Origin of the sequence: Streptacidiphilus sp. MAP12-33, from assembly GCF_041261265.1 — a bacterium.
Taxonomy (GTDB): Bacteria; Actinomycetota; Actinomycetes; order Streptomycetales; family Streptomycetaceae; genus Streptacidiphilus.
The window spans coordinates 84,040-108,480 of record NZ_JBGCCA010000007.1 but is presented as its reverse complement, the minus strand read 5'-3'; the positions used below and the strand labels follow the sequence as shown (position 1 = coordinate 108,480).

Sequence of the window (24,441 nt, the reverse complement as noted above, 5' to 3'; positions counted from 1 at the left end):
GTAGATGGTCCTCAACGAGCAGGGCCATCCGCACAGGGGGGTTGCTCGCGCAGTTCCTCGCGCTCCTGGTGTGCCGGGGCCGGGTAGGTGCGGCCCTTCCAGGCCGCGCCGCGGCCGCGCCAGTGCTGGATCGCCGAGTCCACGGTCATCAGCAGGTAGAGCGCGGCCGTGAACGGCAGCAGCAGCGCCTCGCGCGCCGGGCGGCCGTAGTAGGCGAGCATCGGCCGGTAGGTGAACGTCATCAGGGCCCAGGCCGCGAGCGCCGGGAGCGCGACACGCGGAGCGAGCGTCGCCGCGCCGACCACCGTCAGCACCGGCGGGACCAGGTAGACCAGCGTCAGTCCGAGCACCGTCCCGGCCAGCAGGAACACGTTGTGCCGCAGCTGCGCGTACGCGCTGCGGGAGACCATCCGCCACAGCTGGCCGAGCTCGGGGTAGGGGCGGACGCTGTCGACCTGGTCGGCCAGCCCCAGCCAGGTGCGGCCGCCGCCGCGCTTGACCAGCCGGGCGAGGTTCACGTCGTCGATGACCGCGCCTCGGATCGCCGCGACCCCGCCCGCGCGCGCCAGCGCCTCCCGGCGGACCAGCGTGCACCCGCCGGCCGCGGCGGCGGTGCGCGAGCCCGGCTTGTTACTCCACCGGAACGGGTAGAGCTGGGCGAAGAAGTAGACGAAGGCCGGGACGATCAGCTGCTCCCAGCGCGTGCGGACGCTCAGCCGCGCCATCTGCGAGACCAGGTCGTAGCCACCGCTGCCGTCGCTCTCCGCCGAGGCGACGAGGCGCTCCAGCGAGTCGGGCGTGTGCGCGATGTCCGCGTCGGTGAGCAGCAGGTACTCGACGTCCCCGGCCAGTTCGACGCCGTGGCGCAGGGCCCAGAGTTTGCCGGTCCAGCCGGCCGGCGGTTCGCCGGGGGAGGTGACCGTCAGCGGCAGCGAGCCCGGCACCGCGCCGAGCCGGCGGGCCAGCTCGCCCGTGCCGTCGGTGCTGCCGTCGTCGACGAGGACCACGCGGGCCTCGCCCGGGTACCGCTGCGCGAGCAGCGACGGGAGGCTGAGTGGCAGCACCTCCGCCTCGTCCCGGGCCGGGACGACGATCGCCACGGACGGCCGGGGGCCGTCCGTGGCGATCGGTGGCAGGCGCACGTCGGTGCGCCAGAAGCCGCCCTGGCAGAGGGTCAGCCACAGCCAGGCGAGCAGGGACAGGCACGCGATCAAGGTCAGCACCGTCACGCGCGCGAGTATGCCAGGTGGGCTCAGGTGGCGAGGGTGACCTGGCTGCCGGGCGCGGCGCCCTGGTAGGCGTCGACGACCAGGTTGAGCTCCTTCTGGATGTACCAGACGTTCAGGCCGAAGACGAAGGCCAGCCAGCAGCTCGCGGCCGGGCTGCAGGTGACGGGCAGGCCCGCGGCACGCTGGGCGGCGGCCACGGCCTTGCCGGTGTTGTAGTACGACACCAGCGGGGCGACGCAGGTCCAGCCGAGGAAGAGCAGCACGCAGAGGCTGCCGCCGGGGCTGAGCTGCTGGCGCTGGTCGAAGTTCTTCAGCTCCTTGTGGATCTTGAAGTACCAGACCAGGGGGTAGATGCCGAGGGTGATGATCGGAAGTCCGAGCCAGACGGCCACCGAGCCGCGGCGCTTCATCGCCAGGCCGGTGAGGGGGGTGGTCGCGGTGGCTTGCTGCACGAAGTGCTCCAGGAATAGTGGTGACGGGCGTGCCCGTGCGCCCCGAACAAGATCGTTGCGAGACGCGCCGCTCAGCGTTCCAGCTCCGTGGAGGGCCTGTGTGCGACGTTGCCCGAACGTGATCTTGGTGTGCCGGAACGGACACGTCCGCCCGGGGTGGCACGTGCCATCCTGGCAGCTCGCGAGCCGTCGAGGGTGGGGATCGGATAGGGTCGGACGCTGTGAAGATCGCACTGATGGACTCCGGAATCGGCCTGCTCCCCGCCGCGGCGGTCCTGCGCGAGCTGCGCCCGGACGTCGACATGGTGCTGTCCCAGGACCCCGACGGGATGCCCTGGGGTCCGCGCACCACCGAGGACATCGTCGCGCACGCCCTCGCCGTGGCCCGTGCCGCGGCCGAGCAGAAGCCCGACGCGCTGGTGGTCGCCTGCAACACGGCCTCCGTGCACGCGTTGGACGCGATCCGCGCGGAGCTGGAGCCGGACATCCCGGTGATCGGGACCGTCCCCGCGATCAAGCCCGCCGCCGCGGACGGCGGCTCCGTCGCGATCTGGGCCACCCCGGCCACGACGGGCAGCGCCTACCAGCGGGGTCTGATCCGCGACTTCGCCTCCGGGGCGGATGTCGCCGAGATCCCGTGCCCCGGCCTGGCCGACGCCGTCGAGTACGCCCGTTCGGAGCAGATCGCCGAGATCGTCGCGGCCGCCGCCGCGCAGACCCCGGCCGGCACCCGCGCGCTCGTGCTCGGTTGCACCCACTACGAGCTGCTCGCCGCCGAGATCGCGACCGCGCTCGCCGACTCCTGCCCGGGGCTGAGGCTCTTCGGCTCCGCCCGCGCCGTGGTCGAGCAGGCCCTGCGCCGCGCCCGCCCGCTCCGTGAGACCGGCGAGGGCACCCTGACCGTCCTGCGCAGCGGCCGCGAGGAGTCCCTCCCGGCCGAGGCCCTCTCCTACCCCGAGGGCCGCTCGCTCCTCGGCTAGGACTCGGCCGGGGCTTGGCTGCGGCTCGGCTGGGGCTCGGTCGGGGCCCGCCGGTGCGGCGTCCGATCAGGCTCCGGATCCGGTTCGGCTGACCGTCCGTGCCTGTGGGCCGGGCACCGGTCCGGCGTCGGCGGGTGCGTGCGTCGCCCGCTCGTCCGCCGCGGCGAGCCAGAAGTAGACCGGCGGGAGGGTCAGTTCGATCACCGCGAGGACGATCTGGAACCACTGTGGCCAGCCGTGCAGGGCCAGTGAGAGCACCCGGCCCAGGCCGCCGAGCAGGAAGACCCCGGCGAGCAGGCGCACCGCCGCCGCCGGGATCGGCCGTTGGCGGGCGGCCCAGAGCCAGGCCAGGCCGTAGCCGGCGAAGCTCGCGCCCATGAAGCGGCCCCAGCTGTCGACGGTGGTGCCCGCGTGGGACGCGCCCGGGATGGCCGCGTTGCCGAGCGCGACGTGGAACACGCCGATCGCGACACAGGACCAGCCCATGAGCTGAAGGAGCAATCGGAGAGTACGGGCCATGACCACCACCCCGTTCGTCGGATAAGTTGACGCGTGTCTACTAGCCGGCTCTCAGCGTGGCCCCGTAAGTAGACGCGTGTCAAGTAAGGTGGGCGCGTGCCATCCGCCTCGCCGTTGCCCCGCCGACGCCTCAGCCCCGCCGACCGCCGTGCCCAACTCCTCTCTGTCGGGGCACGCCTGTTCGCCACGCACCCCTACGAGGACGTGCAGATGGACGAGGTCGCCCAGGAGGCGGGTGTCTCGCGAGCGCTGCTCTACCGTCACTTCGCGAGCAAGCACGAACTCTTCGCCGCCGTCTACCAGGAGGCCGCCGACCGGCTGCTCGCCGAGACCCGGCTGGACCCGGCCGACTCGCTGCTCGACCAGGTCGTCCAGGGCATGGACGTGCACCTGGACTACTTCGTCGCCAACCGGCACGCCGTGCTGGCCGCCAACCGCGTCCTCGCGGGTGACCCGGTCATCCAGACGATCATGACGGGTGAACTCGACGCCCTGCGCGCGCGCCTGCTCTCCGTCCTGGACCTCGCCGACACGACCACCCGCGAGGCGGTCTCCTCCGTCCTGCGCAGCTGGCTGGTCTTCGTCCAGGTGCTCGTCGTCGACTGGCTCACCGACGAGACCTGCCCCCGGAACCAGCTGCGGGACGTCTGCGTGGGCGCACTGCTCGGCGCCCTCCGTCCGCTGCTCCCGGACGCCGTGGCCACGGCCACCGCGGACGCGGACGCGTGAGGGCTGGACGCGTCAGGGCCGGACGGTCTCAGGGCCGGCCGGCTCGTCCAGCCGCCTGACGCCTCAGGCGACTCGGAACGCCTCGGCTCAGAGCACCTCGGCGCCGCGCAGACGGCGGCGGGAGGCGGCCGGGGCCCAGGCCGCGAGGGCCGCGTCGAGGCGGGAGCGGGTCGTGCGCGTGTCGACGCGGACCCGGCTGATGCAGAGGTGGTCCGGCAGCCCGCCGGTCGGGTCGACCAGGCGGCCGTCGTTGCGGAAAGCGCTGGCGTAGCCGAGCTCGCGCAGCAGCGCGACCGCGCGCAGGTCGTGCACGTCGTCGGGGTAGGCGAAGGACGTGACCGGGACGCCCGTCAGCTTCGCCAGGCGGTCGTGGCCGCCGCGCACCTCCTCGCGCAGCGCGTAGTCGTCGCACCTGTCCAGGCGCGCGTGGTCCAGGCCGTGGTTGCCGATCACCAGGCCCGCGTCCAGCAGCAGGTGCAGGTCGGCCGTGGTGAGCTGGGGCACCGAGGGTGCCCGGTGCCGGGCCGTCACCCGCAGCTCGGCGAGGCTGCGGCGCCGGTCCGGGTCGGGCAGCGCCGCCAGCGCTGCCGCGACCGAGCCGCCCGCACGACCCGAGAGGCTGCGGGCCCAGCCGCCCTCGCCGACCAGGAACTCCGCCTCGTCCCACCAGTACGGGGTGTCGGTGTCGACGAGCCCCCCGACGACGAACGCCACCGCCGGCACGGCGCGCGCCGCCAGCACCGGCAGCGCCTGCGTGACGACGTCCCGGTGGCCGTGCTCGAAGGTGATCAGCACACTGTGCGGCGGCAGCGGCGCCCCACCGGACATCGCCCGCTGCACCTGGCCCACCGTCACCGGCGTCGCGGACTTCAGCACCCGGTCCAGCTGCGCGGTGAACGCGCCCCGGTCCCGCACCTCGCGGAAGGTCAGCACCGCGAGCCGCCGACCGGTCCGCGCACGCAGCAGCGGCACCGGTGAGGCGAGGGTCTGCTGTCGCACGGGCTTTCCTTCCGTCAGTGCGTCGGACACATGGAAGACACCCGTCGGCCCACGATGGTTGTACGCGGTGGGATGTCTTTTCGTGCTCTTTTCGTGCCGATTTCGTCGGGGCCCGGTGTGCGGAGGGTACGCGGACCTGTGCGGCCGGTTTCCGGCCCGGCTCGGCGAGCGCGGACAATGAGCCTATGAACGAGCAGGCCCAGGCGGAAGCCATGCGACAGGATCCACAGGAAGAACCGTCGGAGGTGGAGTCGCCCCAGGACTGGGCGGACGAGGACGACCCGGACGACGTGCCGCCCGTGGTGCGGCAGGTGGACCTCGGACTCGCCCGGCTGCTGCCCGACCTCGACCGCGCGCGTGCCTGGCTGCTCACCATGGACGGCACCCCGCAGTCCTACGTCGATCTGGACGACCCGCGCCACCTGGAGTTCGAGTACGTGCAGCGCCTCGCGCACGTCGCCGACCTGTGCGCCGAGCCCGGTGCGCCCGTCACCGCCCTGCACCTCGGCGGCGGGGCGCTCACGCTGCCGCGCTACCTCGCCGCGACCCGTCCCGGCTCGCGCCAGCGGGTCGCCGAGCTGGACGCGGGCCTGATCGCGCTGGTGCGCGAAGTGCTGCCGTGGGACGCGAGCGCCGACCTCACCGTCGAGGCGGCGGATGCCCGCGCCTACCTGGAGGCGGCACCGCCGGCCGGCGCCGACCTCGTGGTCACCGACGTCTTCGGTGGCGCCGGCGGCCACACCGTCCCGGCGGCGCTGACCTCCGTCGAGTACCACCGGGCCGTCTCCGCCGCGCTCCGGCCCGACGGCGTCCACGTCGCGAACCTGGCCGACGGCGCGCCCCTCACGTTCATCCGGGGCCAGGTCGCGACGGCCGCGGCGGTCTTCCCGGAGCTGGCCCTCGTCGCCGAGGCCCCGGTCCTGCGCGGGCGCCGCTACGGCAACCTCGTACTGGTCGCCTCGCACCGGCCGCTGCCCGTCGACGCCCTCACCCGGCGCACCGCGGGCGACCCCTTCCCGGCACGGGTGGTCGCGGAGGAGCGGCTCGCCGCGTTCGCCGGCCGCGCCCGCGTCGTCACCGACGCGGGCGCGGTCCCGTCGCCGCCCCCGCCGAGCGGGGCCTTCACCGTCTGACCGTGCCTGCGGCCCGCGCCTCGGGGCAGGTCGCCGCACCACTGAGGGGCGCGAGGAACCGCGCCACACGCCACGCACGTGCGGACGGTCCTCGACGAGCAGGGCCGTCCGCCTCGGGTAGGTGCCCTCGCGGGACTACTCCGGCAGCACGCGGGCGAGGGCGAAGCCGTCCCAGCCCTTGGCGCCGACGGTCTGGATCGCCGTGCCGTCCAGGCGCGGCTCCTCCGCGATCAGCGACAGGGCGGCGCGGGTGCCCTGGACGTCCGCGTTGCCGTCCGGGTCGAGGACGGCTCCGTTGCGGATCACGTTGTCGACCACGATCAGCGCGCCCGGACGCGACAGGCGCAGCGCCCAGCGGACGTAGTGCGGGTTGTTGGCCTTGTCCGCATCGATGAACGCCAGGTCGAACGGCTCGCGCCCCTCCAGCTCCAGCTGCGGCAGGGTGTCCAGGGCCTTGCCGACGCGGATCTCGACCTGCTCGGCCAGTCCCGCTGCGGCGATGTTCGCGGCCGCGACCTCCGCGTGGCGGGGGTCGTACTCGAGGGTGACGACCCGGCCGCCCTCGGCGAGGCCGCGCGCCAGGTTGATGGTGGAGTAGCCGCCGAGCGTGCCGATCTCCAGGATCCGGCGTGCCCCCTGGATCTGTGCGAGGAGCCGCAGCAGGCGGCCGGCCGGGGCCGAGACCTCGATCCGGGGGAGGCCCGCGGCCTCGCTGGCCTTGAGCGTGTTCTCGAGGGCCGGGTCCTGCAGACCGAGAGTCGAGCTGAGATAGGCGTCGACCGCTGTCCAGGTCTCATGGGTGCTCATAGCGGCCACGCTAGCCGGTGGACATGCTGTTCGGCGGGCATTTCCGGTCTCGTTAGCATGGGCTTCTAACGCTGAGTAGACATATCGCCGGGCCTGTGGGCGACCAGCGCGGTACGGGCGATGCCTCGGAGCGCATCGTCTTCCGGCGGGCGTCCACGGTCCGCTTGCGCAAGACGGACTGGCTGTGGGACACGACGCCGGCGGATGCTCTTCCGACCAGTCAGGGGCGCATCCCTAAAGACATGCTCACCGTGGCGGCCGGGCTCCCGGGCACGGGCAAGTCGCAGTTCTCGGTGTGGAAGACCGCGCGGTTGACCAAGGGTGAGCTTCCGGGCACCTTCTACGGCCAGCTGAAGAACGTCATCTACGCCGCTACCGAGGACGACTGGGAGCGGACCATCGCGCCGCGCCTGGTCGCGGCCCGTGCGGACCTGGACCGCGTGTTCCATGTGTCCGTGATGACGGTGGACTGTCGGCAGGTCAAGCTCTCCGTGCCGAAGCACACCGGGCTCTTGGGCCAGTTCGCCCAGGAGAACGATGTGGCGCTCGTGGTCCTGGACCCGCTGCTCTCCCACCTCGGCGGGCCTACCTGCCGCCCTCCACGTTCGCCGCATCCTTCTCCGCGGTGGCGAAGTCCTTCTGGAACTGGGTCACGTCCGCCTCGACCTTCGCGCGGTAGGTCGCGTCGTCGGGGCCGCCGACCCCGTCCCCGTCCATGTCGAGCTCGTTGATGTCGGAAGACAGTGTGCCGTTGTCCGCCTGCCAGTCGGTGATCGTGGAGGGCTCGTCGTCGGCGTTGAAGAACGCGTCGGCCTTCTTGAACGCGGTCATGCCCTCTTGGACGTCGCCCTGTCCGTGGGCCTGCTGCCAGGCGGCGAATGCCGGGAAGCTGTTGGGCTGTCCCCGGTCCAGGATGACGGGGACGCCATCGTTGAACACCTGCTGGTAGTAGGCATCGCTGCCTCGGAGGATCGCGGCGGCCTGGTGCCGGGCGGATGCCGGAGCCAGATAGGTCGGACCGCTGCTCGGGATGACCACGGGCGCGGAGGCGCTCGGCGTGGCCGCGTGCGTCTTCGTCGCGGACGGGCTGGGCGTGTGGCTCGGGCTGGGAACGGTGCTCGGGGTCGTGGTCGCGGCCGTCGGCGAGGACGTCGTCGAGGCCGTGGAGGCCGTCTTCTGCGGGCCGATGATCGCGCCGATGACGGCGAGGATGATGAATCCGCCGACCGCTGCCCCGACGCCCACTAGGCACCCCTTTCGGCGATCGGATCCGCTGACGGGCTGCGGGGGCTGCCAGGTGGGCGTGCTCATGCGTTCCTGCCGTTCTTGTGCTGAGACCGTGGGGGAAGAGTGTCAGAAGTGAAAGGCTGGATGCTTGGTCGTTGCCATGACGTGACAGATCGTCTGCCGACTGGTGCTCAGAGTGAGTACGCACGGGGTGTCCACGGTCCGACGTGCGGTAGGCTCCAGCCCCGCTCCTCGCAGTCCGGGCAGATGACGTTCGTCCAGCCGGCCCCGGAGTTGGTGTCCACCTCGTTGATCAGCCGCCCGAGCTTGTGGTCGCCCGCGCAGCCGATGCAGTACCCATGCACCTGCGACTCCTCCGGGCCACTCACGACGCGTTCTCCTGCGCCTGGCCCTGCTGGTGGCAGTCGCATGCACAGGGAACCTGGACGTAGCCGAGGACGCGGTCCTGGTATCCCGGCGCGTGACACATCTCGTGGAGGTCGGGCCAGCGGTCAGCGCCCGTTCGGCATTCCGGGGTCATGTAGCCACGGGGGAGAGGACCAGGCGAAGCGGGGCAGGTGGGCGTGACGCTGACAGCGGTGGAGGATGCGGTAACGGCCATGCTTCGGAAGGTAGGAGCGGCCGGATTCCGACCTCCACTGTCTTGCGAGTTCTTGCGCGGCAGTCACCCGAGCGCGTGGATGGCCGACTCGACCAGAGCGCGCGCAGGCGGCCCATACACCGCCACTTGGCCAAGAGCGCGGAACGCCCGGAGGTACGTGCCGATCTCGCTGGTCTCGGTGATCCGGATCTCGGCGGTCAGCGTCTCGACGATGACCGCCTCTTCGTCATACGCGTAAAAAGGCTCCAGGGGCCACATGTCGTGACGGTCCGTCGTGAACGGGATCACGCCGACTGCGAGCGAGGGCAGGCGCATCACCTTCAGCAGGTGGGCGAGCTGATCGGCCATCACCTCCCGTCCGCCGATGCGGTACCGCAGCACCGTCTCCTCCAGCAGCACGACGAAGCGGTGATCCCCTTCCAGGAGTGCGCGTTGCCGCTTCATGCGCGCCTCCACCGCGTCCGAGACGTCGTCCGGGGTTCCCTGGAAGCGCGTGATCGCCCCCAGCAGCGCCGTGGCGTAGCCGGGCGTCTGAAGAAACCCGGAGACCACCTTGGAGCCGTAGACGCGCTGCACGCGGGTGCGTTCGTGCAGAGGCAGTAGTTCCTCCTGGGTCTGGCGCAGCCCGGTGCGGTGCTTGCGGATCCACTGGACGTACAGGTCATCCGCGGTGCGAGTGGCTCGAATCAAATCGGCCGAGAGAGCAGGTTGTTGGCACACTGCGCACCAGGTGCGGATGTCCGCGTCCGTCGGGACGGCCTTCGCGTGCTCAATCCTGCTGGTCTTCGCGGCGTGCCAGCCGCAGCGGCGCGAGAGCTCATCCCCGGTGAGCCCGGCGTCGAGACGCAGCTCCCGTAGGCGGCGCGCGATCGACTCGCGGGCCGCCTGGGCGGTGCTTAGGGGAGACGTGGCCATCGTGGGCTGGTCAGTCGATCGGGAAGTCCTCGTGCGGGGTGGCGCGGTCCCAGACGGCCTCGAAGGCGTCCGAGCAGAGCTTGGCGACGGCCGTGTCCGTGGTGACCTCGTGCCGCACCAGCGCCCCGTTGCCAGCGAACAGGCCGAACCGGACCGTCGCGTCGTCGAACACCCAGCAGTCGTTGACCGGGACGGCCAGGTCGAACGCCTTCTCGCGCGGCAACCAGCGCACCAGCTCGCCGATGGCCAGGTTGACCACCGTCCCGGCGTGCTCGTACGCGATGTACGGCGAGACCGGCGTCGACACGATCCGAGCCCGCCGCACGACGACGCCACGGGCTACCGCGTCCCGGACGGTGGTGGCCCATGGACGCCAGTAGTCGCCGTCAGGGTCGAGGTTGTCCCGGGTGCCGGTCTTCAGCCACTGCTGGAGCGCCTGAGATTCGTGTTCGACGCCGTAGGAGTCCCGCATCTCCAGGTGCACTGCGCTGCGCTGGCAGGAGGCGAACAGTTCATCCAAGCTCTTCGGCTGCATCGAGCGCCTTCCTCAGTGCGTCGGCCATCCGGAACGGGAGCCGGACGACGGCCTCGTGGTCAGGGATCCCCGGTGCGTGATTCGGTGCCGGCGCCGCAGTCACCTGGTCGCGCAGCGCCTCGTCGGCCTTCCAGCCCTGGACGACGAACTCCCGCTTCTCCTCGTCCAGCCAAACGGTGGGCGAGTCGCCCGTCTCTGTCTCCGGGTCGATCCCGATGAACCGTAGTGCCATGGCCTTCCTCCCCTGCCCGGATTGCTCATTGACCTTGTGATCGTGGCGCGTTGGATTGTGGGCGGTCAAGGAGGTTCACCCTGGACGAGAGTTGCTGTCAGTCCTGGCCGTCATGCTGGGCGTCGTGTCGACCGCACCACCCAGTCTTTGGGGACGCGCTGACGTCGCGTTGATCTCACCGAGGCCGAGGTGGTGATGCGCGGCATCCGTCTCACGCCGAAGATCCCGTTCCCCGGGGTAGGCGCACCATGGCCCAGCACATGCGACGTGTGCGGCAAAGAAGTCACCCCGACGTTCGCGAACGTTCGAAAGGGCGCAACGCGGGGCTGCCGATACTGCGCTGGGACGCGCGCCGTTGGACGAGGAGATTGCCGAGCTGATCGTGCGGCCCGGTGGCCAGGGTAAGTTCCATGAGGTCGGCTCATCACCGGAGGCGGGACTGACCTGCTGGTTCCGACCCGCTGCGACTTGCACACGTCTCACGGAACGCGTCGGAATAGGCCGGAAGACTTCGCATCCCTCTGCACTTCGCCAGGCGCGCTACCTGCGTCTTTGTACCCAGTCGGAAGCTCATCGAGAACTGTTGCGAGAATGGGCTTCATGCGCATCGTTGGAGAGATCGACCCCACCCGCCCGCTGCTCGTCCTGGCCGTCGCCGAGGAAGCGGCGCACCTGAGTACCGACCTTCCCCTCCTGCTCACCGGTATGGGCAAGGTGAACGCGGCTACGGCGGTGGCTTCGGTGCTGGCGCGCGGGCCGCGGCCGACCGGTGTCGTCAACCTGGGGACCGCGGGGGCGCTCAAGCCGGGCCTCGGCGGGCTCACCCACGAGGTGAGCCAGGTGATCCAGCACGATCTGGACTCCGCCATGCTGGCCTCTCTCACCGGGGTGACCTACGGGGCCCCGATCGGCCTGACCGGCCGTGGGCCGGTGCTCGCCACCGGTGACCTGTTCGTGTCCGACGAGGCGGCCCGGGCCAGGCTCGCGGAGGCGGCGGACCTGGTGGACATGGAGGGCTACGCCATCGCCCAGGCGGTGCGTCAGACAGGCCTCCCGGTGCGGCTGGTGAAGCACGTCAGCGACGACGCGGGCGAGGGCGCCGCGCAGAGCTGGCGGGAGTCGGTCGACGACTGCGCGAAGGAGCTCGCGCGGTGGGTGGCCGAGAACCTCTGACGGGCGGGGGCAGCTCAGGCAGGGCAGCTCAGGCAGGGCAGCTCAGGCAGGGCAGTTCGGGCGGGGCGGCTCGGGCGGGGCGGTTCAGGCGACGGGCGCGGCGGCGATGTGGAAGACCGGGAATCCGGGGGCGATGCGGTGCAGCTCCTCCTCGGGGGAGTCGGCGTTGACGTCGCCGAAGAAGTAGCTGACCTCCCAGGCCCACTTCTTCATGTAGGCGCGCAGCACCGCCGGCTTGTCGGCGTCGGTCACCTCCGTGGCGGAGAACGGCTCGGCCTTCTTGCCGAGCCGGAGCTCGCCGCCGCCGACGGCGCGCATGTTGCGGACCCACTGGGTGTGGCCGCGGGGCGCGACGAGGTAGCGCTCGCCGTCGATGACCAGCAGGTTGACCGGGGTGGTGCGCCACTCGCCGCTCTTGCGGCCGCGCACCGCGAGGACCCGGGAGCCGTAGACGCTGACGCCGCGGTAGGTGAGCCAGGTGATGAGGTTGCGGGTGATCCGGTCCGTGGCGATCATCAGCCGGCCCTGCGGCTTGACCAGGCGCGGGGCGGCGGGGGTGGCGGCGTTCATGGGGTGCCTCCTGTGTCGATGTTCGTGGGCTTCGAGAACGGAGATCCGTTTCGAGAGCAGTGCTCTCGTTCCGTGCTTCGACTATCCCGTGATCGGTGCGCACTGTCAAGAGCACTGCTCTCGTTTCTGAGCGGCGCATGCGTCTGGGTGCACTGCTCTCCGCTGTGGCAGACTGTCGGCATGGCACCAGTCATCCGCACCGCCCGCGAACGCGCCCGCGAGGAGCTGACCCTCGAGATCAAGCGGGAAGCCCGCAAACAACTGGCCGAGGAGGGCGCCCAGCGCCTCTCCCTCCGCGCCGTCGCCCGTGAGCTCGGCATGGCGTCGTCCGCGCTCTATCGCTACTTCCCGAGCCGTGACGACCTGCTCACGGCCCTGATCCTGGACGCCTACAACGCCCTCGGCGAGCGCGCGGAGAAGGCCGTCGCGGCCGACGGCGCGGCCGAGGACCCCCGCGCCCAGTGGCGCGCGCTGTGCCGCAGCGTCCGCGACTGGGCCAAGGAGCATCCGCACGAATACGCCCTCCTGTACGGCACGCCCGTGCCCGGTTACAGCGCGCCCCAGGAGACCGTGGCCCCGGCCTCGCGGGTGATCCTCGCGCTGCTCTCCGTCCTGCGGGACGCGGCGGACCGTCTCGACCTGCCGTCCCCGGTCCGCCCGCTGCGCGGCGCGCTGGCCGAGCAGGCGAGCGCGCTCGTCCCGCTGGTCGCCCCGGAGCTCAGCGCGGGTGTGCTGTCGCGTGCGGTAGTGGTCTGGACGCAGCTCTTCGGCATGATCAGCTTTGAGCTCTTCGGTCACCTCGTCGGCTCCCTCGACCCGGCCGACGACTTCTTCGCCCACACGGTCGAGGAGATGGCCGACTTCGTCGGCCTGCCGTAGCCGGCCGGCTACGGGCGGGCGGCGCCGAGGCCGAGGAGGAGTCCGGCGCCGACGACGACCGCCGGGACGCTGAGGACCGGGCTCACCGACGCCTGGACGCCGAGGGCGGTCAGCGCGCCCGCCGCGCTGAGCACCGCGGGCGTCGGGCGCGGCGAGCGGCTCAACGCCCACAGGCACCAGACGAAGGCGGCGCCGAGCAGCGCCAGCCCGGGCCACCCCTGCTCGGCCGCCTGCTGCAACGGCGCGGAGGACGCGCTGCCCTCGGCGAAGTCGCCGGGTCCGACACCGCGCAGGGGTTGCCGTTCCACCGCGTGCAGCGCGTCGCGCCACAGGCCGAGCCGCTGCGCGGAGACCTGCGTGCCGGGCCCGCTCGCCGCGGGCGTGCCGCCGCTGCTGCCGTGGGCCAGCACCAGGACCGCGGCGACCGCCAGCAGCGCGCAGAGGGCGAGCAGGACGAGCGCGCGACGGCGGCGCCGGGCGCGGTGCGCCGATCCGGCCACGACCAGCAGCCCGGCGCAGGCGAGCGCGCCCACGGTCGCGTCCGTCAGCAGCGACTCGGCCGCGAGCAGCAGGGCGAGCAGAGCCGATCCCCGCGCGGTCCAGCGCAGGCCGCGGCTGCGGGCCGCGTACCCGGCGCAGCAGGCGGCACCGACCGCGAGGCTCAGCAGGGCCGCCACCGCGTCGTCGTCCAACACGCGCGGGCCTGCCGTGGGTGCCAGCACGGCGACCGCCACGGCCGGTCCGAGCAGGGCGGCGAGCGGCAGCACGGAGCCGGCGATCCGGCCCGTCGCGTATCCGGCCGCGACGGCGAGCAGGCCCAGCAGCACGCTCTCGGGGTGCGCCTCCCGCCCGGACGCGCAGTAGTCGGTCCAGGCGGCGCATGCCGCGAGCAGCAGGAAGCCCACCACGTCGCAGACTGTCTCGTTCTCCGCCGTCGGCCGCGAGGTGCCCCCGGGTGCGGGCACGTCGGCTCCGAGCGGCACAGCGGTGTCCGGCATCGGCGTTCCCCCCGCTCGCCCCGGTCCTGCACTGGCCGGTCAACCGTAGACCCGGAGTTGGCCGGATGTCACCGCCCGGACCCCGCCCGATGCCTCGGCCGCCGTCCCTCCCGCGCCCTGGGTCCGGCCCGGCGTGCGGCCGGCGCCGCGTGCCGCACCGGCGGCCCGTGCGTAGGGTGGGCCCATGCCCGTACCCGAGTTCGTGCGCGACCTGCGCCACCATGTCGGCCACGCCCCGCTCCCGCTGAGCGGGATCGTCGCCGTGATCCTCGACGACCACGACCGCCTCCTGCTCACCCACCGCGCCGACACCCGCCGTTGGGCGCTCCTCGGCGGCATCCTGGAGCCGGGGGAGGAGCCCGCCGACGGCGTGGTGCGGGAGGCGCTGGAGGAGACGGGGGTGCGGGTGGTCCCGGAGCGGCTGGCCGCCGTCAGGGCGTCCGAGGAGCTGACGGTCTATCCGAACGGCGACCAGGTGCGGTACTTGTCGCTGGTCTTCCGCTGCCGTTACGTCGACGGCGAGGCCCGGGTCAACGACGACGAGTCCCTGGACGTCGGCTGGTTCGCGCTCGACGAGCTCCCGGACGAGGTGACGGCGGACGAGCGCGAGAACATCCGGCTCGCGCTGGACGACACCGACCGCACCTGGTTTGCGCTGTCGGCGATCGCGCCCGGCGTGTCGTGACAGGAGGGTCGCGCCGGTGCGGTGTCGGGGGCAGGGTGAGCCGCATGGATCTTCTGATACTCGGCGGGACCGAGTTCGTGGGCCGCGCCCTGACCGAGGACGCGTCGGCGCGCGGCTGGAAGGTGACGCTGTTCCACCGCGGCAACCACGCCGCCCCGGACGGCGTCGAGGTACTGCACGGCGACCGGCTCGCACCGGACGGTCTCGCCGAGCTCGAGCGGGCTGTGGCGGACGGGCGCCGTTGGGACGCGGTCGTGGACACCTGGTCCGCCGCGCCGGTCGCGGTCCGGGACAGCGCGCGGCTGCTCGCCGCGCACGTGGACCGCTACGCCTACATCTCCAGCGGCTCGGTCTACGCCTACCCGCAACCGGCGGGCGCCGACGAGTCCGCGCCCGTGGTCGAGGCTGACCCGGACGCGACCGAGGCGCCGTATCCGCAGGCCAAGCGGGGTGCGGAGCTCGCCCTGCTGGACATCTTCGGCGACCGCGCGCTGCTGGCCCGGGCGGGCCTGATCCTCGGCCCCTGGGAGAACATCGGCCGACTGCCGTGGTGGCTGGGCCGGATCGCCCGCGGCGGCACCGTCCTCGCCCCGGGACCGCGGGAGCTGACGCTGCAGTACATCGACGCGCGTGATCTCGCGGCGTGGTTGCTGGACGGAGTGGCAGCGGGCCTGGGTGGCGCCTACAACCTGATCGGCCCGCCCGGCGCGGCGACGCTGGGCGAGCTGCTGCGGACCTGCGTCGAGGTCACCGGCTCGGACGCGCGACTGCGCTGGACGGACCCGGAGCCGATCCTCGCCGCCGGCATCGAGCCGTGGATGGACCTGCCGATCTGGCTGCCGCCCGGCGAGGACCATGACTCGCTGCTCGCCGTCTCGGTCGACAAGGCACTCGCGTCGGGCCTGCGGGTGCGCCCGCTGGCGGAGACGGTCCGCGACACGTGGGCCTGGCTCCAGTCCATCGGCGGTTCGGCCCCGCAGCGTCCCGACCGCCCGGCCCTCGGCCTCTCGCCGGAGCGGGAGACCGCCCTGCTGCGCGCGCTGGAGGCGGACACCCCGTCCTGAGCCCCGGCGCCCGGCCCCGCGCCGGTGCCGCCTCGATCCCGCGCCCGGCGACGGCGGGCGGTGCGGGGGTCCCGTCGGGTGCCGGTCCCTCGCCGGGTGGGCGCTGGTCGGGGCTGGGGCCCGCTCTCGTGGCGGTCTTCCCCCGGGTTCGCCCCGGTCGGGGCCCCGGCCCCGCATCCGGCCCCGCATCCGGCCCCGCGCCCGGCCGGAGGCCGGGTCACGGCACCAGGACCACCTTGCCGAGGTTCGCCCGCCCCTCGATCAGCGCGTGGGCGCGGGCGGCCTCCGCGAGGGGGATGGTGGCGTGGACGGAGGTGCGGATCGTGCCCGCGCGCCAGGCCGCCCACAGCTCCTCGCGCCAACGCGCGTACAGGTCCGGCTTGTTGCGGGCGATGGCCGCCATCTGGAAGCCGATCACCGACGCGCTGCGGATCAGCAGTTCGTAGGCGTCGACCGTGCCGCCGCCGGAGCTGAAGGCCACCAGGCGGCCGCCCGGCGCGAGCGCGCGCACGGCGGGTCCGAGGAGGTCGCCGCCGACGCCGTCGAGGACGACGTCGACCGGCTCGCCCCAGCCCGCGTCGTCGTAGCGGACGACCTCGTCGGCACCGAGGCAGCGCACGAGGTCGGCCTTGGCGAGGTCGCTCACGGCCGCGACGACGCGTGAGGCACCGCCGTTCCTGGCGTGTTGCAGCGCGAGCGCGCCGACTGCGCTGGCCGCCGCCGTCACCAGGACGGACTCGCCGGGCTCGGGCCGCGCGGCCTCGTAGGCGCCGCGTGCGACCAGGCCGCTGCGGACCAGCGCCACCGCGTCGAGCGCGGTCGCGCCCTGTGGCACGTGGGAGGTCATGGTCTGGTGCAGGAGCGTCAGGTCGGCGTAGCCGTCGACGAAGGCGAGCCCCGTCACGAGGTCCCCGACGGCGAAGCCGGTCACACCGGTGCCGACCGCGGCGACGACCCCGGCCACCTCGCCGCCGAGCGGCCCGGGCGTGGTGCCCTCGCGAACCTTGCGCACGGCGGGCAGGGTGACGCCGATGGCCTCGTTGCGCACGAGCAGCTCGCCCGGGCCGGGTTGGGGGACGGGCACGTCCTCGGCGAACAGGACCTCGGGGCCGCCGTTCCTCTCGTAGCGGATGCGGAGCACGGGGGCCTCCAGGGGCGATCGGGGGCAATCATTGGGAGCCCCAATGAATTCGGTGGCGCCAGCGTAGCCGGGGAATCATTGGGATGTCCAATGGTTTCGGCTAGTCTCCTCCCATGAGCGAGAGCGACCTGCCGTCCGGTGCCCTGGCGCACCTCCGGTCCCTGCCGAGCTGGCTGGCCGGGCAGGTCGCCGCGCGCGGGCGCAGTCTGGTGGCCGAGGCGATCGCCGCGGAGGGGCTCAAGCTCCAGCACCACGCGGTGCTGGCGGCCCTCGCCGACGAGGGCCCGCTGGCCCAGGCCGATCTGGTCCGCCGCCTCGGGTTCGACGCCAAGGACGTCGTGCTGATGCTCAACCACCTCGAACGGGTGGGCCTGCTGGTGCGCGAACCCGACCCGCGCGACCGCCGCAAGAACGCCGTCACGCTCACGCCCGACGGCGCGGGCACGGTGGAACGCTGCGCCGCGCTCGCCGACGCTGCCAACGAACGGCTGCTGGCGCCTCTCTCGTCCGACGAGCGGCGGGTCCTGATGTCCCTGCTGGCCCGGGTGCACGAAGGCTGAACGGCCGCGTCCCGGGCTGCGGCCGGTTGCCGGCCGGTTGGTGAGCGGTTGCCGGTCAGTTGCCGAGCAGGTGCGGCGGATGGTGCGGCGGCGTCTTGCGGGTCCGGTAGGCGTCCTCGGCGGCCTCCGCCACGGCGGCCAGGTCGCCGCCGGCGGTGGCGGTCGCGACGGCGGGGACGGCGCCCTCCACCAACGGCGCGTCACAGAACCTGATGGGGAACGGCAGTGCCAGCTCCTCCGCCCGGTCGAGCAGCTCCAGCACCGAGCGGGCGGTCTCCGGCAGGTCGCACAGCACGGCGACGCCGACCCCCTGGTCCACCTGCCGCGCCGCCGCGACCACGCCCTCCGTCGCGGCGGCCACCGCCGCGACCGGCGCGGGATCCGCCCCGGGCAGCAGCCGGACGCACTCGTCCAGCGTCGCCTGCGCCAGCGCGCGGCTGCGGCAGACCAGCACGATCCCCACCCGGTCCCGCTCGGGCAGCGTCATCACCCGCAGCGGCGCCCGCCCTGTCGCCGCGTCACCCTCAACCCCGGGCGGCCGCAGCGGCACGACGTCGGCGTTTCCGTCCTCTGACACCCAGAACCTCCGTGGCCAGCGTAATGCGGCCACCGGACGATCCGGCGACGGCACGACGCGGCCGAATCGCCGAGGCGGGCGCTGCGGCGCCGGTGCGGTTACAGATACGTACGGGTGATCAGCTCGATCGCGTGGCCCGCCGGGTCCTTGAAGTAGACCCCGCGGCCGCCGTGCTCGGTGTTGGTCTCGCCCGGACGCTGCATCTGCGGATCGGCCCAGTGCACGACGCCCTGGTCGCACAGGCGCCCGTACGCGCGGTCGAACAGCTCGTCGTCGAGCAGGAACGCGTAGTGCTGCATCTGGATCTCGACCGGCGGCTCGGCGAACTGCAGCAGCACGCCGTCGCTGAGCTGGAGGTTGGTGAACGGTCCCCAGGACGGGGCCTCCGCGAGTTCCAGCAGCTCGCGGTAGAAGCGGGCCGACGCGTGGCGGTCCGTGGAGGCGACGATGGTGTGGTTGAACGTGGCCGGCATGTGGGTGTCCTCGCTGTGGTCGGTTCGGCGGGGGAGGCGGACTCGTGGGTGCGAGAAGCCCAGGGAGGTCCGCGTGCCGAACAGACGGGGTGCGCTCGGCGCACCCGTCGAGGGGTCAGCCCTCCACCGGATCGCCGATCCGTGCGTGGCGTGAAGCCGTTCCGGTGTTCATGGCGGCGACTCTACGGCACCCTCGTCCTCCTCGTCCTCCTCGTCCTCCTCGTCCTCCTCGTCCTCTTCGTCATCGTTCCGAGGTGCGCAGGGCGTGGAGGGTCCAGCCGTGTCCGGCGGGGTCGAGCGGGCGGGTGGCGGCGACGAAGAGCTCGGCGGCGCGGCGGTAGGAGAGCCGGGCGCGGCCGGTCAGCGGGCAGCGGTCGGCGGCGGGTGTGGACGCCGGGGCGCGGCGGTCCGTCAGGAAGACCGGGCCGGAGGTGCGGCCCTGGAGCAGCAGGGTGAGCAGGTGCGCGGTCGTGTCGCTCCAGGTGAGGCGGGGGAGACCCCGGCCGTGGGCGCGGACGTGAGTGCGGCGGCGGAGGCGGTCCAGATCGGCGATGTCGAGCGCGAGCACCTCCGCGGCCGAGGCGCTGGTGTCGTGGAGCAGGTGCCACAGCGTCTGGTCGCGCAGCGTCGCCCGCAGCCCGAGCACGGCGCGCAGTTGAGTACTCGTCAAGGGCGCGGTGGTGGTGGCCGTCGCGTGCGGCGTGTCGGGCGGCGGGACGGTGAGGGGGTCGCCGTGCAGCCAGCCCTGGGCCCGCCACCACCGCACCGCACTGCGCAGCGTCGTGAGCTCCCGCTGCCGGGTGCGGGGCGAGCGCCCGTCGAGGGTGGCGCGTACCCGGGCGGCGACCGTCGGCTCGTCCAACGCGGCCAGCGGCACCACCGGCGGCCGGGCGCCCCGCCGCGCCCGGCCCGCGGGCGCGACCTCGCCGACCAGCGTCCAGGCCCAGGCGGTCAGCGCGACCCGGTACACCCGCCGCGAGCCCTCGGCCAGTGTCGCGGCGTCGAGATACCGCTCGACGGCGACGGCGAACTCCACCGGTGGTGCTGCCACTCCGACTCCTCCCGTCGCAGTAAATTCCTTTATTTACTGCGATGCAGAACGCATGGGCAAAGAATATCGGAATTTCTGCGGGAAATTCCTGGAATTCTCTTGAGCGGACCGCCGGGCTTCCCGCATGCTCGACCGCATGGACCTTGCCGCTCCGCGGCGCCGACGTCCCCGGCCTGCGCCGACGCCGCGCGGTGCCACGGGACTCGGCCGCGCCTTCCGTCGTTTCGCCTACGCCCAGGCGGCCTCCCTCACCGGCTCCGCGATGGCGAGCGTGGCGCTCGCGTACGCCGTTCTCGCCACCGGTCACGGTGGCGGGGCACTCGGTGTGGTGATGGCGGCCCGCATTCTTCCGCTCGTCCTCGTGCTGCTCGTCGGCGGCACCGCCGCCGACCGCTTCGGCAGTCGCCGGGTCATGCTCGCCGCCGATCTGCTGCGCACCGCGGCCCAGGCCTGCTTCGCCCTCGTGGTGCTCTGCGGTGTGCGCGGTCTCGGGCCGATGCTCGTGCTGGCCGCGCTCGCCGGGATCGGCGAGGCCGGGTTCGGGCCGGGCCAGTCCGCGCTCGTCCCCGGTCTGGTCCGGCCGGACGTGCTGGTGCGCGCCAACGCCACCCTCGCGCTGCTGCGCAGCGGCGCGGCCGTCCTGGGCCCGGTGCTGGCCGGGGCCGTCCTGACCACGTTCGGCCGCTCCGGGCCGGTGCCGGTGGGCGCGGCGGCGGTGCTGTTCGCGGACGCCGCGACCTTCGGCGTCAGCGTGCTCGCCCTGTGGGGCCTGGTCCTGCCGCCCCCCGAACCGGATGCGGGCGGGCGGCCGACCTTTCGCGCCGAACTGCGGGCCGGATGGGCGGAGTTCCGCGCGCGGAGCTGGCTGTGGGCGACGACGCTGCACATGGCCGCGTTCAACCTGCTGCTCTGGGGGCCCTATCTGGTACTCGGTCCGCTCCTGGTACTGCGCGGCGTCGGGGGCGCGGGCGTGTGGGGTGCGGTCATGGCCGCGTACGGCGCCGGCGCGCTGCTCGGCGCGGCGGTCCTGCGGTGGTGGCGTCCCGCTCGCCCGCTGTCGACCGCCGTCCTGGCCACGGCGCTCTTCGCGGGCGCTCCCGCCGCACTCGCGCTGTCGGCGCCGTTGGCGGCCGTCTGCGCCGGAGGCGTGGTCTCGGGCGTCGGCTCCTCGGTCTGCGGAACGCTCTTCGCCTCCGTCAACCAGCGGCTCGTTCCGCCCGAACTGCGCGGTCGCATGGCCGCGTTCGGAGCATTCGGCTCTTTCGTCGCGGGCCCGGCCGGCCTCGCGGCGGCGGGCCCGGTCTCGGCGGCCGTAGGGGCGCGGACGGTGCTGGGGGTGGGCGTGGTCTGGCTGCTGGTGAGCGTCGGCGTGTTGCTGACGCTCCCGACGATCCGCAGGAGCCGGGCCGCCTGACCCGCCGGCACTACCCGGGCGCTCCGCGCCCACGGGCACGGTGGCGGCCGCCCGCGCCCCCGGTGGGCTCTGTCCTTCGGCCGGTTGCCGGACGCCCCTTGGACCGGCCGGCGCGTCGGTCCGGCGCACTCGCGGCCGGCGGGGTTCGACGCCCAGGAGCCGGCCGGCCGCCGCTCACGCGCGGAGTTCGGCGAGCAACTCCTGGCCCGGCCAGGTCCGGCGGCCGCCGGACTCGGCCGCGTGGACGAGCTCCACCAGGCGGGCGTTGGCCGGGGCGTCGAGGCCGTGCCGGGTCGCCAGGGCGACGATCTCGCCCTGGAGGGAGTCCACCTCGGTGCGGCGGCCGCGCTGGAGGTCCTCCCACATCGAGGACCGAGCGGTCGCGTCGATCGCCAGCATCGCCTTGGCCGCGCGGGTGAAGACCGCGTCCGGCAGGCGGAGCAGGAGCGGGGTGAGAGCCGGTCGCACCGCACCGAGTTGGGCGGGGGTGATGCCCGCCGCGCGGTAGGCGGCGAGGGCCTCGCGCTGGCAGAGGGCGAGGCAGGTGCGGTAGGCGCGGTCGCCGAGCTCCGCGCGCAACGGGACGCCGGAGAGGGCGTTCACCGCGTTGTTGAGGTTCATCAGCAGCTTGGCGTACTGGACCTCGCGCATGTCCGCCCGCGCCTGCACGCGCAGGCCCGACGCCGCGAGCGCGGCGACCAGCGGAGCGCCGGACGCGTCGTCGTCCAGCATCAGCGCGCCGCCGGTGCCCTGGTGGAAGCGGCCGGGTTCGGTCTGCAGGACGTTGTAGGGGACCATGCCGGTCAGCACGGTCTGCTGCGGCAGTTCCTCCCGCAGGGCCTCGGCGTTGTGCAGGCCGTTCTGGAAGCTGACGACGACCGCGCCGGGCGCGAGATGCGGCGCCAGCTCGCGGGCCGCCGTCCGCGTCGCGTCGGACTTCACCGTGACCAGTACGACGTCCACGCCGACCGCGCCCGACGCGTCGGTGGCCAGGGTCAGCGAGTCGGGGTCGAGATGCAGCGGGCCGCGGCGGCCGCTGGTGAGGGTCAGCCCCTGCTTTTCGAGGACGGCCATCGCCGCAGGGCGGCCGATCAGCGTCACCGGGACGTCGGGCTGCTGGGCCAGGTGCCCGCCCAGATGGCAGCCGATGCTTCCGGCACCCATGACGGCGATGCGCATCCGTGAACCTCCCAGGCGTGTCCGAGTGGCTGCACCCTACCGGCGGGTCGCCGGGCGCACCCAGTCGCGCCTCTTCCAGATTTATGGAACACGTTCTAGTCTGCGCAGCGAGGCAGCAGCGACAGCAGTGATCGAGCCATCTGGAGGCGTCGTGCACCTGGACTACACCCCGGAGCAGCACCGGCTCCGCGCCGAACTGCGGGCCTACTTCGCCGAGCTGATGCCGCCCGAGGCGCACGGACGCCTCAACGACCCGCGCGAGCAGAAGAAGTTCTACCGGGCCGTCAACCGTCGTCTGGGCCAGGACGGCTGGCTCGGCGTGGGCTGGCCGGTCGAGTACGGCGGGCGCGGCATGGCCGCGTTCGAGCAGTTCATCTTCTTCGACGAGGCCGCCCAGGCGGGCGTGCCGCTGCCGATCATGGCGCTGAACACCGTCGGCCCCTCGATCATGAAGTTCGGCACGCCCGAGCAGAAGGCGTTCTTCCTGCCGAAGATCCTCGCGGGCGAGATCGACATCGCCATCGGCTACTCCGAGCCGGACGCCGGCACCGACCTCGCCGCGCTGAAGACCCGCGCGGTCCGCGAGGGGGACCACTACCTGGTCAACGGCCAGAAGATCTGGACCACCAACGGCGACACCGCCGACTGGGTCTGGCTCGCCACCCGTACCGACCCGGACGCGCCGCCGCACAAGGGCATCACCATGCTGATGGTCGACACCACCGACCCCGGCTACTCCACCACCGTCATCCGCACCCTCGCCGGCCACGACACCACGGCCAGCTACTACCAGGACATCCGCGTCCCGGTCTCGATGCGCGTGGGAGAGGAGAACGCGGGCTGGCGCCTGATCACCAACCAGCTCAACCACGAACGCGTCACCCTCGCCGCCCACGCCACCATGGCCAACCGCGCCCTCGCCGAGGTGCAGCAGTGGGCGCGCGAGACCGAACTCGCCCACGGCAAGCGGGTCATCGACCTGCCCTGGGTGCGTCAGCGTCTCTCCCGCGCGCACAGCCGCCTGGACGCGGTGAAGCTGCTCAACTGGCAGATGGTCGACGCCGTCCACCGCAACATCCTGACCCCGCAGGACGCCTCCGCGGTCAAGGTCTACGGCAGCGAGGCCCGCCGCGACGCCTACGCCTGGCTGATGGAGGTCGTCGGCGCCGCCGGCCCGCTCAAGGAGGGCTCCTCCGGCGAGGTCCTGCGCGGCAACCTGGAACGCGGCTACCGCAGCGCGGTCATCTTCACCTTCGGGGGCGGCAACAACGAGATCCAGCGCGAGATCATCAGCTGGATCGGCCTCGGCATGCCCCGCGTCCGCCGCTGACGCGCGCCGCCCGCACGCACGGGAGCGGCCCGGCCGGAGGCCGGGCCACTCGTGCGATCCGCGACGCGGTCAGTGCGGCTGGTTCTCGAAGAGGACGAGGTTCGGACGGAGGATGACCAGGACCCTGCCGTGGGCGTCGTAGACGGCGATGGTGAACTCCGGACCCGGGTACTTCACCTGCGGAGGCAGCCAGAGGACGCCGACGGCCGAGCCGGGGTGACCGGCCAGCGCGTAGACGGTGGCGGCGCGGGTGACGCCACCGGTGGTGATCGACATCCGGGCGGGGACGCCCGGACCGCTGAAGTGGGCGAAGTAGAACGTGCCGGCGGGGCGCCACCACAGGAGCGGCGCAGCCACGTCTGCCCTGCGCACCATGTTCTCGACCTCCTCGGCCATCGAGCTCACCCCTCCCGCTCCTGCCGGACGGCGTCGCCGCCCGCGTAGTCCGCCAGCGCCGGGTGGGCGCGCACCTTCGCCAGCCCCCGGCTCGCCTGGCTCTTCACGTTGCCCACCGAGCAGCCCAGGACCGTCGCGACCTCCTGCTCGCTCAGGTCCTCCCAGTAGCGCAGCACCACCACGACCCGCATCCGCAGCGGCAGCCCGTCCAGTGCCTGCCGCAGCAGCGACCGCTGCTCCACTCGGGCCGCCTCGGAGGGCAACGCCCGATCGGGAACCCAGGGCATCAGCAACTGCCGTGCCCGGCGCCGCCGATGGCGGGTGAGGCTGTTGTTGACCAGGGCCCGGTGCAGGTACGCGTCGGGAGAGTCCAGCCGCCTGATCCGGTTCCAGTGCGGGTAGGCCTTGGCCAGCGTCAGCTGGACCAGGTCCTCCGCCTCGTGGTGGTCGCCGGTCAGCAGGTGCGCCGTGCGCACCAGCCGCCGCCAGCGCGCGGACGCGAAGGCGTCGAAGTCGGCGGGGACGTCCGCCTCCCCCCGCACACCCGCACCCAGACCCGCACCGGACCCGTA

29 protein-coding genes and 1 pseudogene are annotated in these 24,441 nt (G+C 73.1%); 11 read left to right on the top strand and 19 right to left on the bottom strand.

What is annotated here, in order from left to right:
* Nucleotides 1-11 precede the first annotated feature (11 nt).
* Nucleotides 12-1,229 (bottom strand): glycosyltransferase, encoded by a 1,218-nt coding sequence (locus ABH931_RS09735; RefSeq protein ID WP_370111872.1) that lies wholly within the window; start codon nucleotides 1,227-1,229, stop codon nucleotides 12-14.
* 23 nt (nucleotides 1,230-1,252) lie between these two features.
* Nucleotides 1,253-1,681 carry a DUF4234 domain-containing protein gene (locus ABH931_RS09730; RefSeq protein WP_370111870.1) on the bottom strand — a complete coding sequence of 143 codons (429 nt, stop codon included), beginning with the start codon at nucleotides 1,679-1,681 and terminating at the stop codon, nucleotides 1,253-1,255.
* 221 nt (nucleotides 1,682-1,902) lie between these two features.
* On the opposite strand from ABH931_RS09730, the gene ABH931_RS09725 reads away from it, so the two are divergent.
* Nucleotides 1,903-2,661, top strand: coding sequence for a glutamate racemase (locus ABH931_RS09725; protein ID WP_370111868.1), 759 nt, complete (start codon nucleotides 1,903-1,905; stop codon nucleotides 2,659-2,661).
* Between the two features lie 66 nt (nucleotides 2,662-2,727).
* Here ABH931_RS09725 and ABH931_RS09720 read toward each other — a convergent pair whose 3' ends face one another.
* Nucleotides 2,728-3,180, bottom strand: coding sequence for a DUF4345 domain-containing protein (locus ABH931_RS09720; RefSeq protein ID WP_370111867.1), 453 nt, complete (start codon nucleotides 3,178-3,180; stop codon nucleotides 2,728-2,730).
* 96 nt (nucleotides 3,181-3,276) lie between these two features.
* Here ABH931_RS09720 and ABH931_RS09715 point away from each other — a divergent pair, with 96 nt between their 5' ends.
* The gene (locus tag ABH931_RS09715) at nucleotides 3,277-3,909 is read left to right on the top strand and encodes a TetR/AcrR family transcriptional regulator (protein WP_370111865.1); all 633 of its coding nucleotides are present in this window, start codon (nucleotides 3,277-3,279) and stop codon (nucleotides 3,907-3,909) included.
* An 87-nt stretch (nucleotides 3,910-3,996) separates the two neighbouring features.
* Here ABH931_RS09715 and ABH931_RS09710 read toward each other — a convergent pair whose 3' ends face one another.
* Nucleotides 3,997-4,908 (bottom strand): polysaccharide deacetylase family protein, encoded by a 912-nt coding sequence (locus ABH931_RS09710; protein WP_370111863.1) that lies wholly within the window; start codon nucleotides 4,906-4,908, stop codon nucleotides 3,997-3,999.
* A gap of 185 nt (nucleotides 4,909-5,093) precedes the next feature.
* Here ABH931_RS09710 and ABH931_RS09705 point away from each other — a divergent pair, with 185 nt between their 5' ends.
* The gene (locus tag ABH931_RS09705; RefSeq protein WP_370111861.1) at nucleotides 5,094-6,041 is read left to right on the top strand and encodes a spermidine synthase; all 948 of its coding nucleotides are present in this window, start codon (nucleotides 5,094-5,096) and stop codon (nucleotides 6,039-6,041) included.
* Between the two features lie 135 nt (nucleotides 6,042-6,176).
* On the opposite strand, the gene ABH931_RS09700 is transcribed toward ABH931_RS09705, so the two are convergent.
* Nucleotides 6,177-6,848 carry an O-methyltransferase gene (locus ABH931_RS09700; protein WP_370111859.1) on the bottom strand — a complete coding sequence of 224 codons (672 nt, stop codon included), beginning with the start codon at nucleotides 6,846-6,848 and terminating at the stop codon, nucleotides 6,177-6,179.
* A 95-nt stretch (nucleotides 6,849-6,943) separates the two neighbouring features.
* Here ABH931_RS09700 and ABH931_RS09695 point away from each other — a divergent pair.
* Nucleotides 6,944-7,420, top strand: a pseudogene (locus tag ABH931_RS09695) (AAA family ATPase); the annotation flags it as partial.
* Nucleotides 7,421-7,433: 13 nt separating this feature from the next.
* Here the strand turns inward: ABH931_RS09695 and ABH931_RS09690 are convergent.
* From ABH931_RS09690 to ABH931_RS09670, 5 genes are all read right to left on the bottom strand, one after another.
* Nucleotides 7,434-8,093 (bottom strand): hypothetical protein, encoded by a 660-nt coding sequence (locus ABH931_RS09690; RefSeq protein ID WP_370111858.1) that lies wholly within the window; start codon nucleotides 8,091-8,093, stop codon nucleotides 7,434-7,436.
* A 173-nt stretch (nucleotides 8,094-8,266) separates the two neighbouring features.
* The gene (locus ABH931_RS09685; protein WP_370111856.1) at nucleotides 8,267-8,464 is read right to left on the bottom strand and encodes a hypothetical protein; all 198 of its coding nucleotides are present in this window, start codon (nucleotides 8,462-8,464) and stop codon (nucleotides 8,267-8,269) included.
* Between the two features lie 296 nt (nucleotides 8,465-8,760).
* Complete coding sequence (locus ABH931_RS09680) at nucleotides 8,761-9,612, bottom strand: helix-turn-helix domain-containing protein (protein ID WP_370111854.1); 852 nt, start codon at nucleotides 9,610-9,612, stop codon at nucleotides 8,761-8,763.
* Between the two features lie 10 nt (nucleotides 9,613-9,622).
* Nucleotides 9,623-10,147: a DUF6879 family protein gene (locus ABH931_RS09675; RefSeq protein WP_370111852.1), complete on the bottom strand. Its 525-nt coding sequence runs from the start codon at nucleotides 10,145-10,147 to the stop codon at nucleotides 9,623-9,625.
* Nucleotides 10,125-10,448 carry a hypothetical protein gene (locus ABH931_RS09670; protein WP_370111851.1) on the bottom strand — a complete coding sequence of 108 codons (324 nt, stop codon included), beginning with the start codon at nucleotides 10,446-10,448 and terminating at the stop codon, nucleotides 10,125-10,127. The genes ABH931_RS09675 and ABH931_RS09670 overlap by 23 nt, the downstream gene beginning before the upstream one ends.
* Before the next feature lie 531 nt (nucleotides 10,449-10,979).
* Between ABH931_RS09670 and ABH931_RS09665 the strand changes: the two genes are divergently transcribed.
* Nucleotides 10,980-11,552 (top strand): nucleosidase, encoded by a 573-nt coding sequence (locus tag ABH931_RS09665; RefSeq protein WP_370111849.1) that lies wholly within the window; start codon nucleotides 10,980-10,982, stop codon nucleotides 11,550-11,552.
* An 84-nt stretch (nucleotides 11,553-11,636) separates the two neighbouring features.
* Here the strand turns inward: ABH931_RS09665 and ABH931_RS09660 are convergent, their stop codons facing one another.
* Nucleotides 11,637-12,068: a nitroreductase family deazaflavin-dependent oxidoreductase gene (locus ABH931_RS09660; RefSeq protein ID WP_370112018.1), complete on the bottom strand. Its 432-nt coding sequence runs from the start codon at nucleotides 12,066-12,068 to the stop codon at nucleotides 11,637-11,639.
* 234 nt (nucleotides 12,069-12,302) lie between these two features.
* Here ABH931_RS09660 and ABH931_RS09655 point away from each other — a divergent pair, with 234 nt between their 5' ends.
* On the top strand, nucleotides 12,303-13,001 hold the full coding sequence (locus ABH931_RS09655) for a TetR/AcrR family transcriptional regulator (protein ID WP_370111847.1): 699 nt from the start codon (nucleotides 12,303-12,305) through the stop codon (nucleotides 12,999-13,001).
* Nucleotides 13,002-13,009: 8 nt separating this feature from the next.
* Here ABH931_RS09655 and ABH931_RS09650 read toward each other — a convergent pair whose 3' ends face one another.
* Nucleotides 13,010-13,999 carry an O-antigen ligase family protein gene (locus ABH931_RS09650; RefSeq protein ID WP_370111845.1) on the bottom strand — a complete coding sequence of 330 codons (990 nt, stop codon included), beginning with the start codon at nucleotides 13,997-13,999 and terminating at the stop codon, nucleotides 13,010-13,012.
* A gap of 184 nt (nucleotides 14,000-14,183) precedes the next feature.
* On the opposite strand from ABH931_RS09650, the gene ABH931_RS09645 reads away from it, so the two are divergent.
* Nucleotides 14,184-14,684 carry an NUDIX domain-containing protein gene (locus ABH931_RS09645; protein WP_370111843.1) on the top strand — a complete coding sequence of 167 codons (501 nt, stop codon included), beginning with the start codon at nucleotides 14,184-14,186 and terminating at the stop codon, nucleotides 14,682-14,684.
* Between the two features lie 44 nt (nucleotides 14,685-14,728).
* Nucleotides 14,729-15,748 (top strand): NAD-dependent epimerase/dehydratase family protein, encoded by a 1,020-nt coding sequence (locus ABH931_RS09640; RefSeq protein ID WP_370111841.1) that lies wholly within the window; start codon nucleotides 14,729-14,731, stop codon nucleotides 15,746-15,748.
* A gap of 217 nt (nucleotides 15,749-15,965) precedes the next feature.
* On the opposite strand, the gene ABH931_RS09635 is transcribed toward ABH931_RS09640, so the two are convergent.
* Nucleotides 15,966-16,889, bottom strand: coding sequence for a zinc-binding alcohol dehydrogenase family protein (locus tag ABH931_RS09635; RefSeq protein ID WP_370111839.1), 924 nt, complete (start codon nucleotides 16,887-16,889; stop codon nucleotides 15,966-15,968).
* 113 nt (nucleotides 16,890-17,002) lie between these two features.
* Here ABH931_RS09635 and ABH931_RS09630 point away from each other — a divergent pair, with 113 nt between their 5' ends.
* Nucleotides 17,003-17,449 (top strand): MarR family winged helix-turn-helix transcriptional regulator, encoded by a 447-nt coding sequence (locus ABH931_RS09630; RefSeq protein WP_370111837.1) that lies wholly within the window; start codon nucleotides 17,003-17,005, stop codon nucleotides 17,447-17,449.
* Nucleotides 17,450-17,504: 55 nt separating this feature from the next.
* Here ABH931_RS09630 and ABH931_RS09625 read toward each other — a convergent pair whose 3' ends face one another.
* The 3 genes from ABH931_RS09625 to ABH931_RS09615 all read right to left on the bottom strand — a co-directional run bounded on the left by ABH931_RS09625 (nucleotide 17,505) and on the right by ABH931_RS09615 (nucleotide 19,550).
* A complete protein-coding gene (locus tag ABH931_RS09625) occupies nucleotides 17,505-18,026 on the bottom strand; it encodes a PTS fructose transporter subunit IIA (protein ID WP_370111835.1) in 522 nt (173 codons plus the stop codon).
* A 98-nt stretch (nucleotides 18,027-18,124) separates the two neighbouring features.
* Nucleotides 18,125-18,499, bottom strand: coding sequence for a VOC family protein (locus ABH931_RS09620; protein WP_370111832.1), 375 nt, complete (start codon nucleotides 18,497-18,499; stop codon nucleotides 18,125-18,127).
* 241 nt (nucleotides 18,500-18,740) lie between these two features.
* Complete coding sequence (locus ABH931_RS09615) at nucleotides 18,741-19,550, bottom strand: hypothetical protein (protein WP_370111830.1); 810 nt, start codon at nucleotides 19,548-19,550, stop codon at nucleotides 18,741-18,743.
* Nucleotides 19,551-19,686: 136 nt separating this feature from the next.
* Here ABH931_RS09615 and ABH931_RS09610 point away from each other — a divergent pair, with 136 nt between their 5' ends.
* A complete protein-coding gene (locus ABH931_RS09610) occupies nucleotides 19,687-20,964 on the top strand; it encodes an MFS transporter (protein WP_370111829.1) in 1,278 nt (425 codons plus the stop codon).
* Nucleotides 20,965-21,138: 174 nt separating this feature from the next.
* On the opposite strand, the gene ABH931_RS09605 is transcribed toward ABH931_RS09610, so the two are convergent.
* Nucleotides 21,139-22,143, bottom strand: coding sequence for a 2-dehydropantoate 2-reductase (locus ABH931_RS09605; protein ID WP_370111827.1), 1,005 nt, complete (start codon nucleotides 22,141-22,143; stop codon nucleotides 21,139-21,141).
* 151 nt (nucleotides 22,144-22,294) lie between these two features.
* Here ABH931_RS09605 and ABH931_RS09600 point away from each other — a divergent pair, with 151 nt between their 5' ends.
* Nucleotides 22,295-23,473, top strand: a complete 1,179-nt coding sequence (locus ABH931_RS09600) for an acyl-CoA dehydrogenase family protein (RefSeq protein ID WP_370112017.1) — start codon at nucleotides 22,295-22,297, stop codon at nucleotides 23,471-23,473.
* Nucleotides 23,474-23,542: 69 nt separating this feature from the next.
* Here the strand turns inward: ABH931_RS09600 and ABH931_RS09595 are convergent, their stop codons facing one another.
* Nucleotides 23,543-23,878 (bottom strand): hypothetical protein, encoded by a 336-nt coding sequence (locus ABH931_RS09595; protein WP_370111825.1) that lies wholly within the window; start codon nucleotides 23,876-23,878, stop codon nucleotides 23,543-23,545.
* A complete protein-coding gene (locus ABH931_RS09590) occupies nucleotides 23,875-24,411 on the bottom strand; it encodes a SigE family RNA polymerase sigma factor (protein ID WP_370111823.1) in 537 nt (178 codons plus the stop codon). The genes ABH931_RS09595 and ABH931_RS09590 overlap by 4 nt, the downstream gene beginning before the upstream one ends.
* Nucleotides 24,412-24,441: the final 30 nt, after the last annotated feature.

Coding starts and splice junctions, on each gene's coding strand:
- ABH931_RS09620 (WP_370111832.1), bottom strand. CDS start 18,499: ATGCCGGCCACGTTCAACCACACCATCGTCGCCTCCACGGACCGCCAC.
- ABH931_RS09640 (WP_370111841.1), top strand. CDS start 14,729: ATGGATCTTCTGATACTCGGCGGGACCGAGTTCGTGGGCCGCGCCCTG.
- ABH931_RS09630 (WP_370111837.1), top strand. CDS start 17,003: ATGAGCGAGAGCGACCTGCCGTCCGGTGCCCTGGCGCACCTCCGGTCC.
- ABH931_RS09700 (WP_370111859.1), bottom strand. CDS start 6,848: ATGAGCACCCATGAGACCTGGACAGCGGTCGACGCCTATCTCAGCTCG.
- ABH931_RS09605 (WP_370111827.1), bottom strand. CDS start 22,143: ATGCGCATCGCCGTCATGGGTGCCGGAAGCATCGGCTGCCATCTGGGC.
- ABH931_RS09660 (WP_370112018.1), bottom strand. CDS start 12,068: ATGATCGCCACGGACCGGATCACCCGCAACCTCATCACCTGGCTCACC.
- ABH931_RS09680 (WP_370111854.1), bottom strand. CDS start 9,612: ATGGCCACGTCTCCCCTAAGCACCGCCCAGGCGGCCCGCGAGTCGATC.
- ABH931_RS09650 (WP_370111845.1), bottom strand. CDS start 13,999: ATGCCGGACACCGCTGTGCCGCTCGGAGCCGACGTGCCCGCACCCGGG.
- ABH931_RS09665 (WP_370111849.1), top strand. CDS start 10,980: ATGCGCATCGTTGGAGAGATCGACCCCACCCGCCCGCTGCTCGTCCTG.
- ABH931_RS09720 (WP_370111867.1), bottom strand. CDS start 3,180: ATGGCCCGTACTCTCCGATTGCTCCTTCAGCTCATGGGCTGGTCCTGT.
- ABH931_RS09705 (WP_370111861.1), top strand. CDS start 5,094: ATGAACGAGCAGGCCCAGGCGGAAGCCATGCGACAGGATCCACAGGAA.
- ABH931_RS09675 (WP_370111852.1), bottom strand. CDS start 10,147: ATGCAGCCGAAGAGCTTGGATGAACTGTTCGCCTCCTGCCAGCGCAGC.
- ABH931_RS09645 (WP_370111843.1), top strand. CDS start 14,184: ATGCCCGTACCCGAGTTCGTGCGCGACCTGCGCCACCATGTCGGCCAC.
- ABH931_RS09610 (WP_370111829.1), top strand. CDS start 19,687: ATGGACCTTGCCGCTCCGCGGCGCCGACGTCCCCGGCCTGCGCCGACG.
- ABH931_RS09655 (WP_370111847.1), top strand. CDS start 12,303: ATGGCACCAGTCATCCGCACCGCCCGCGAACGCGCCCGCGAGGAGCTG.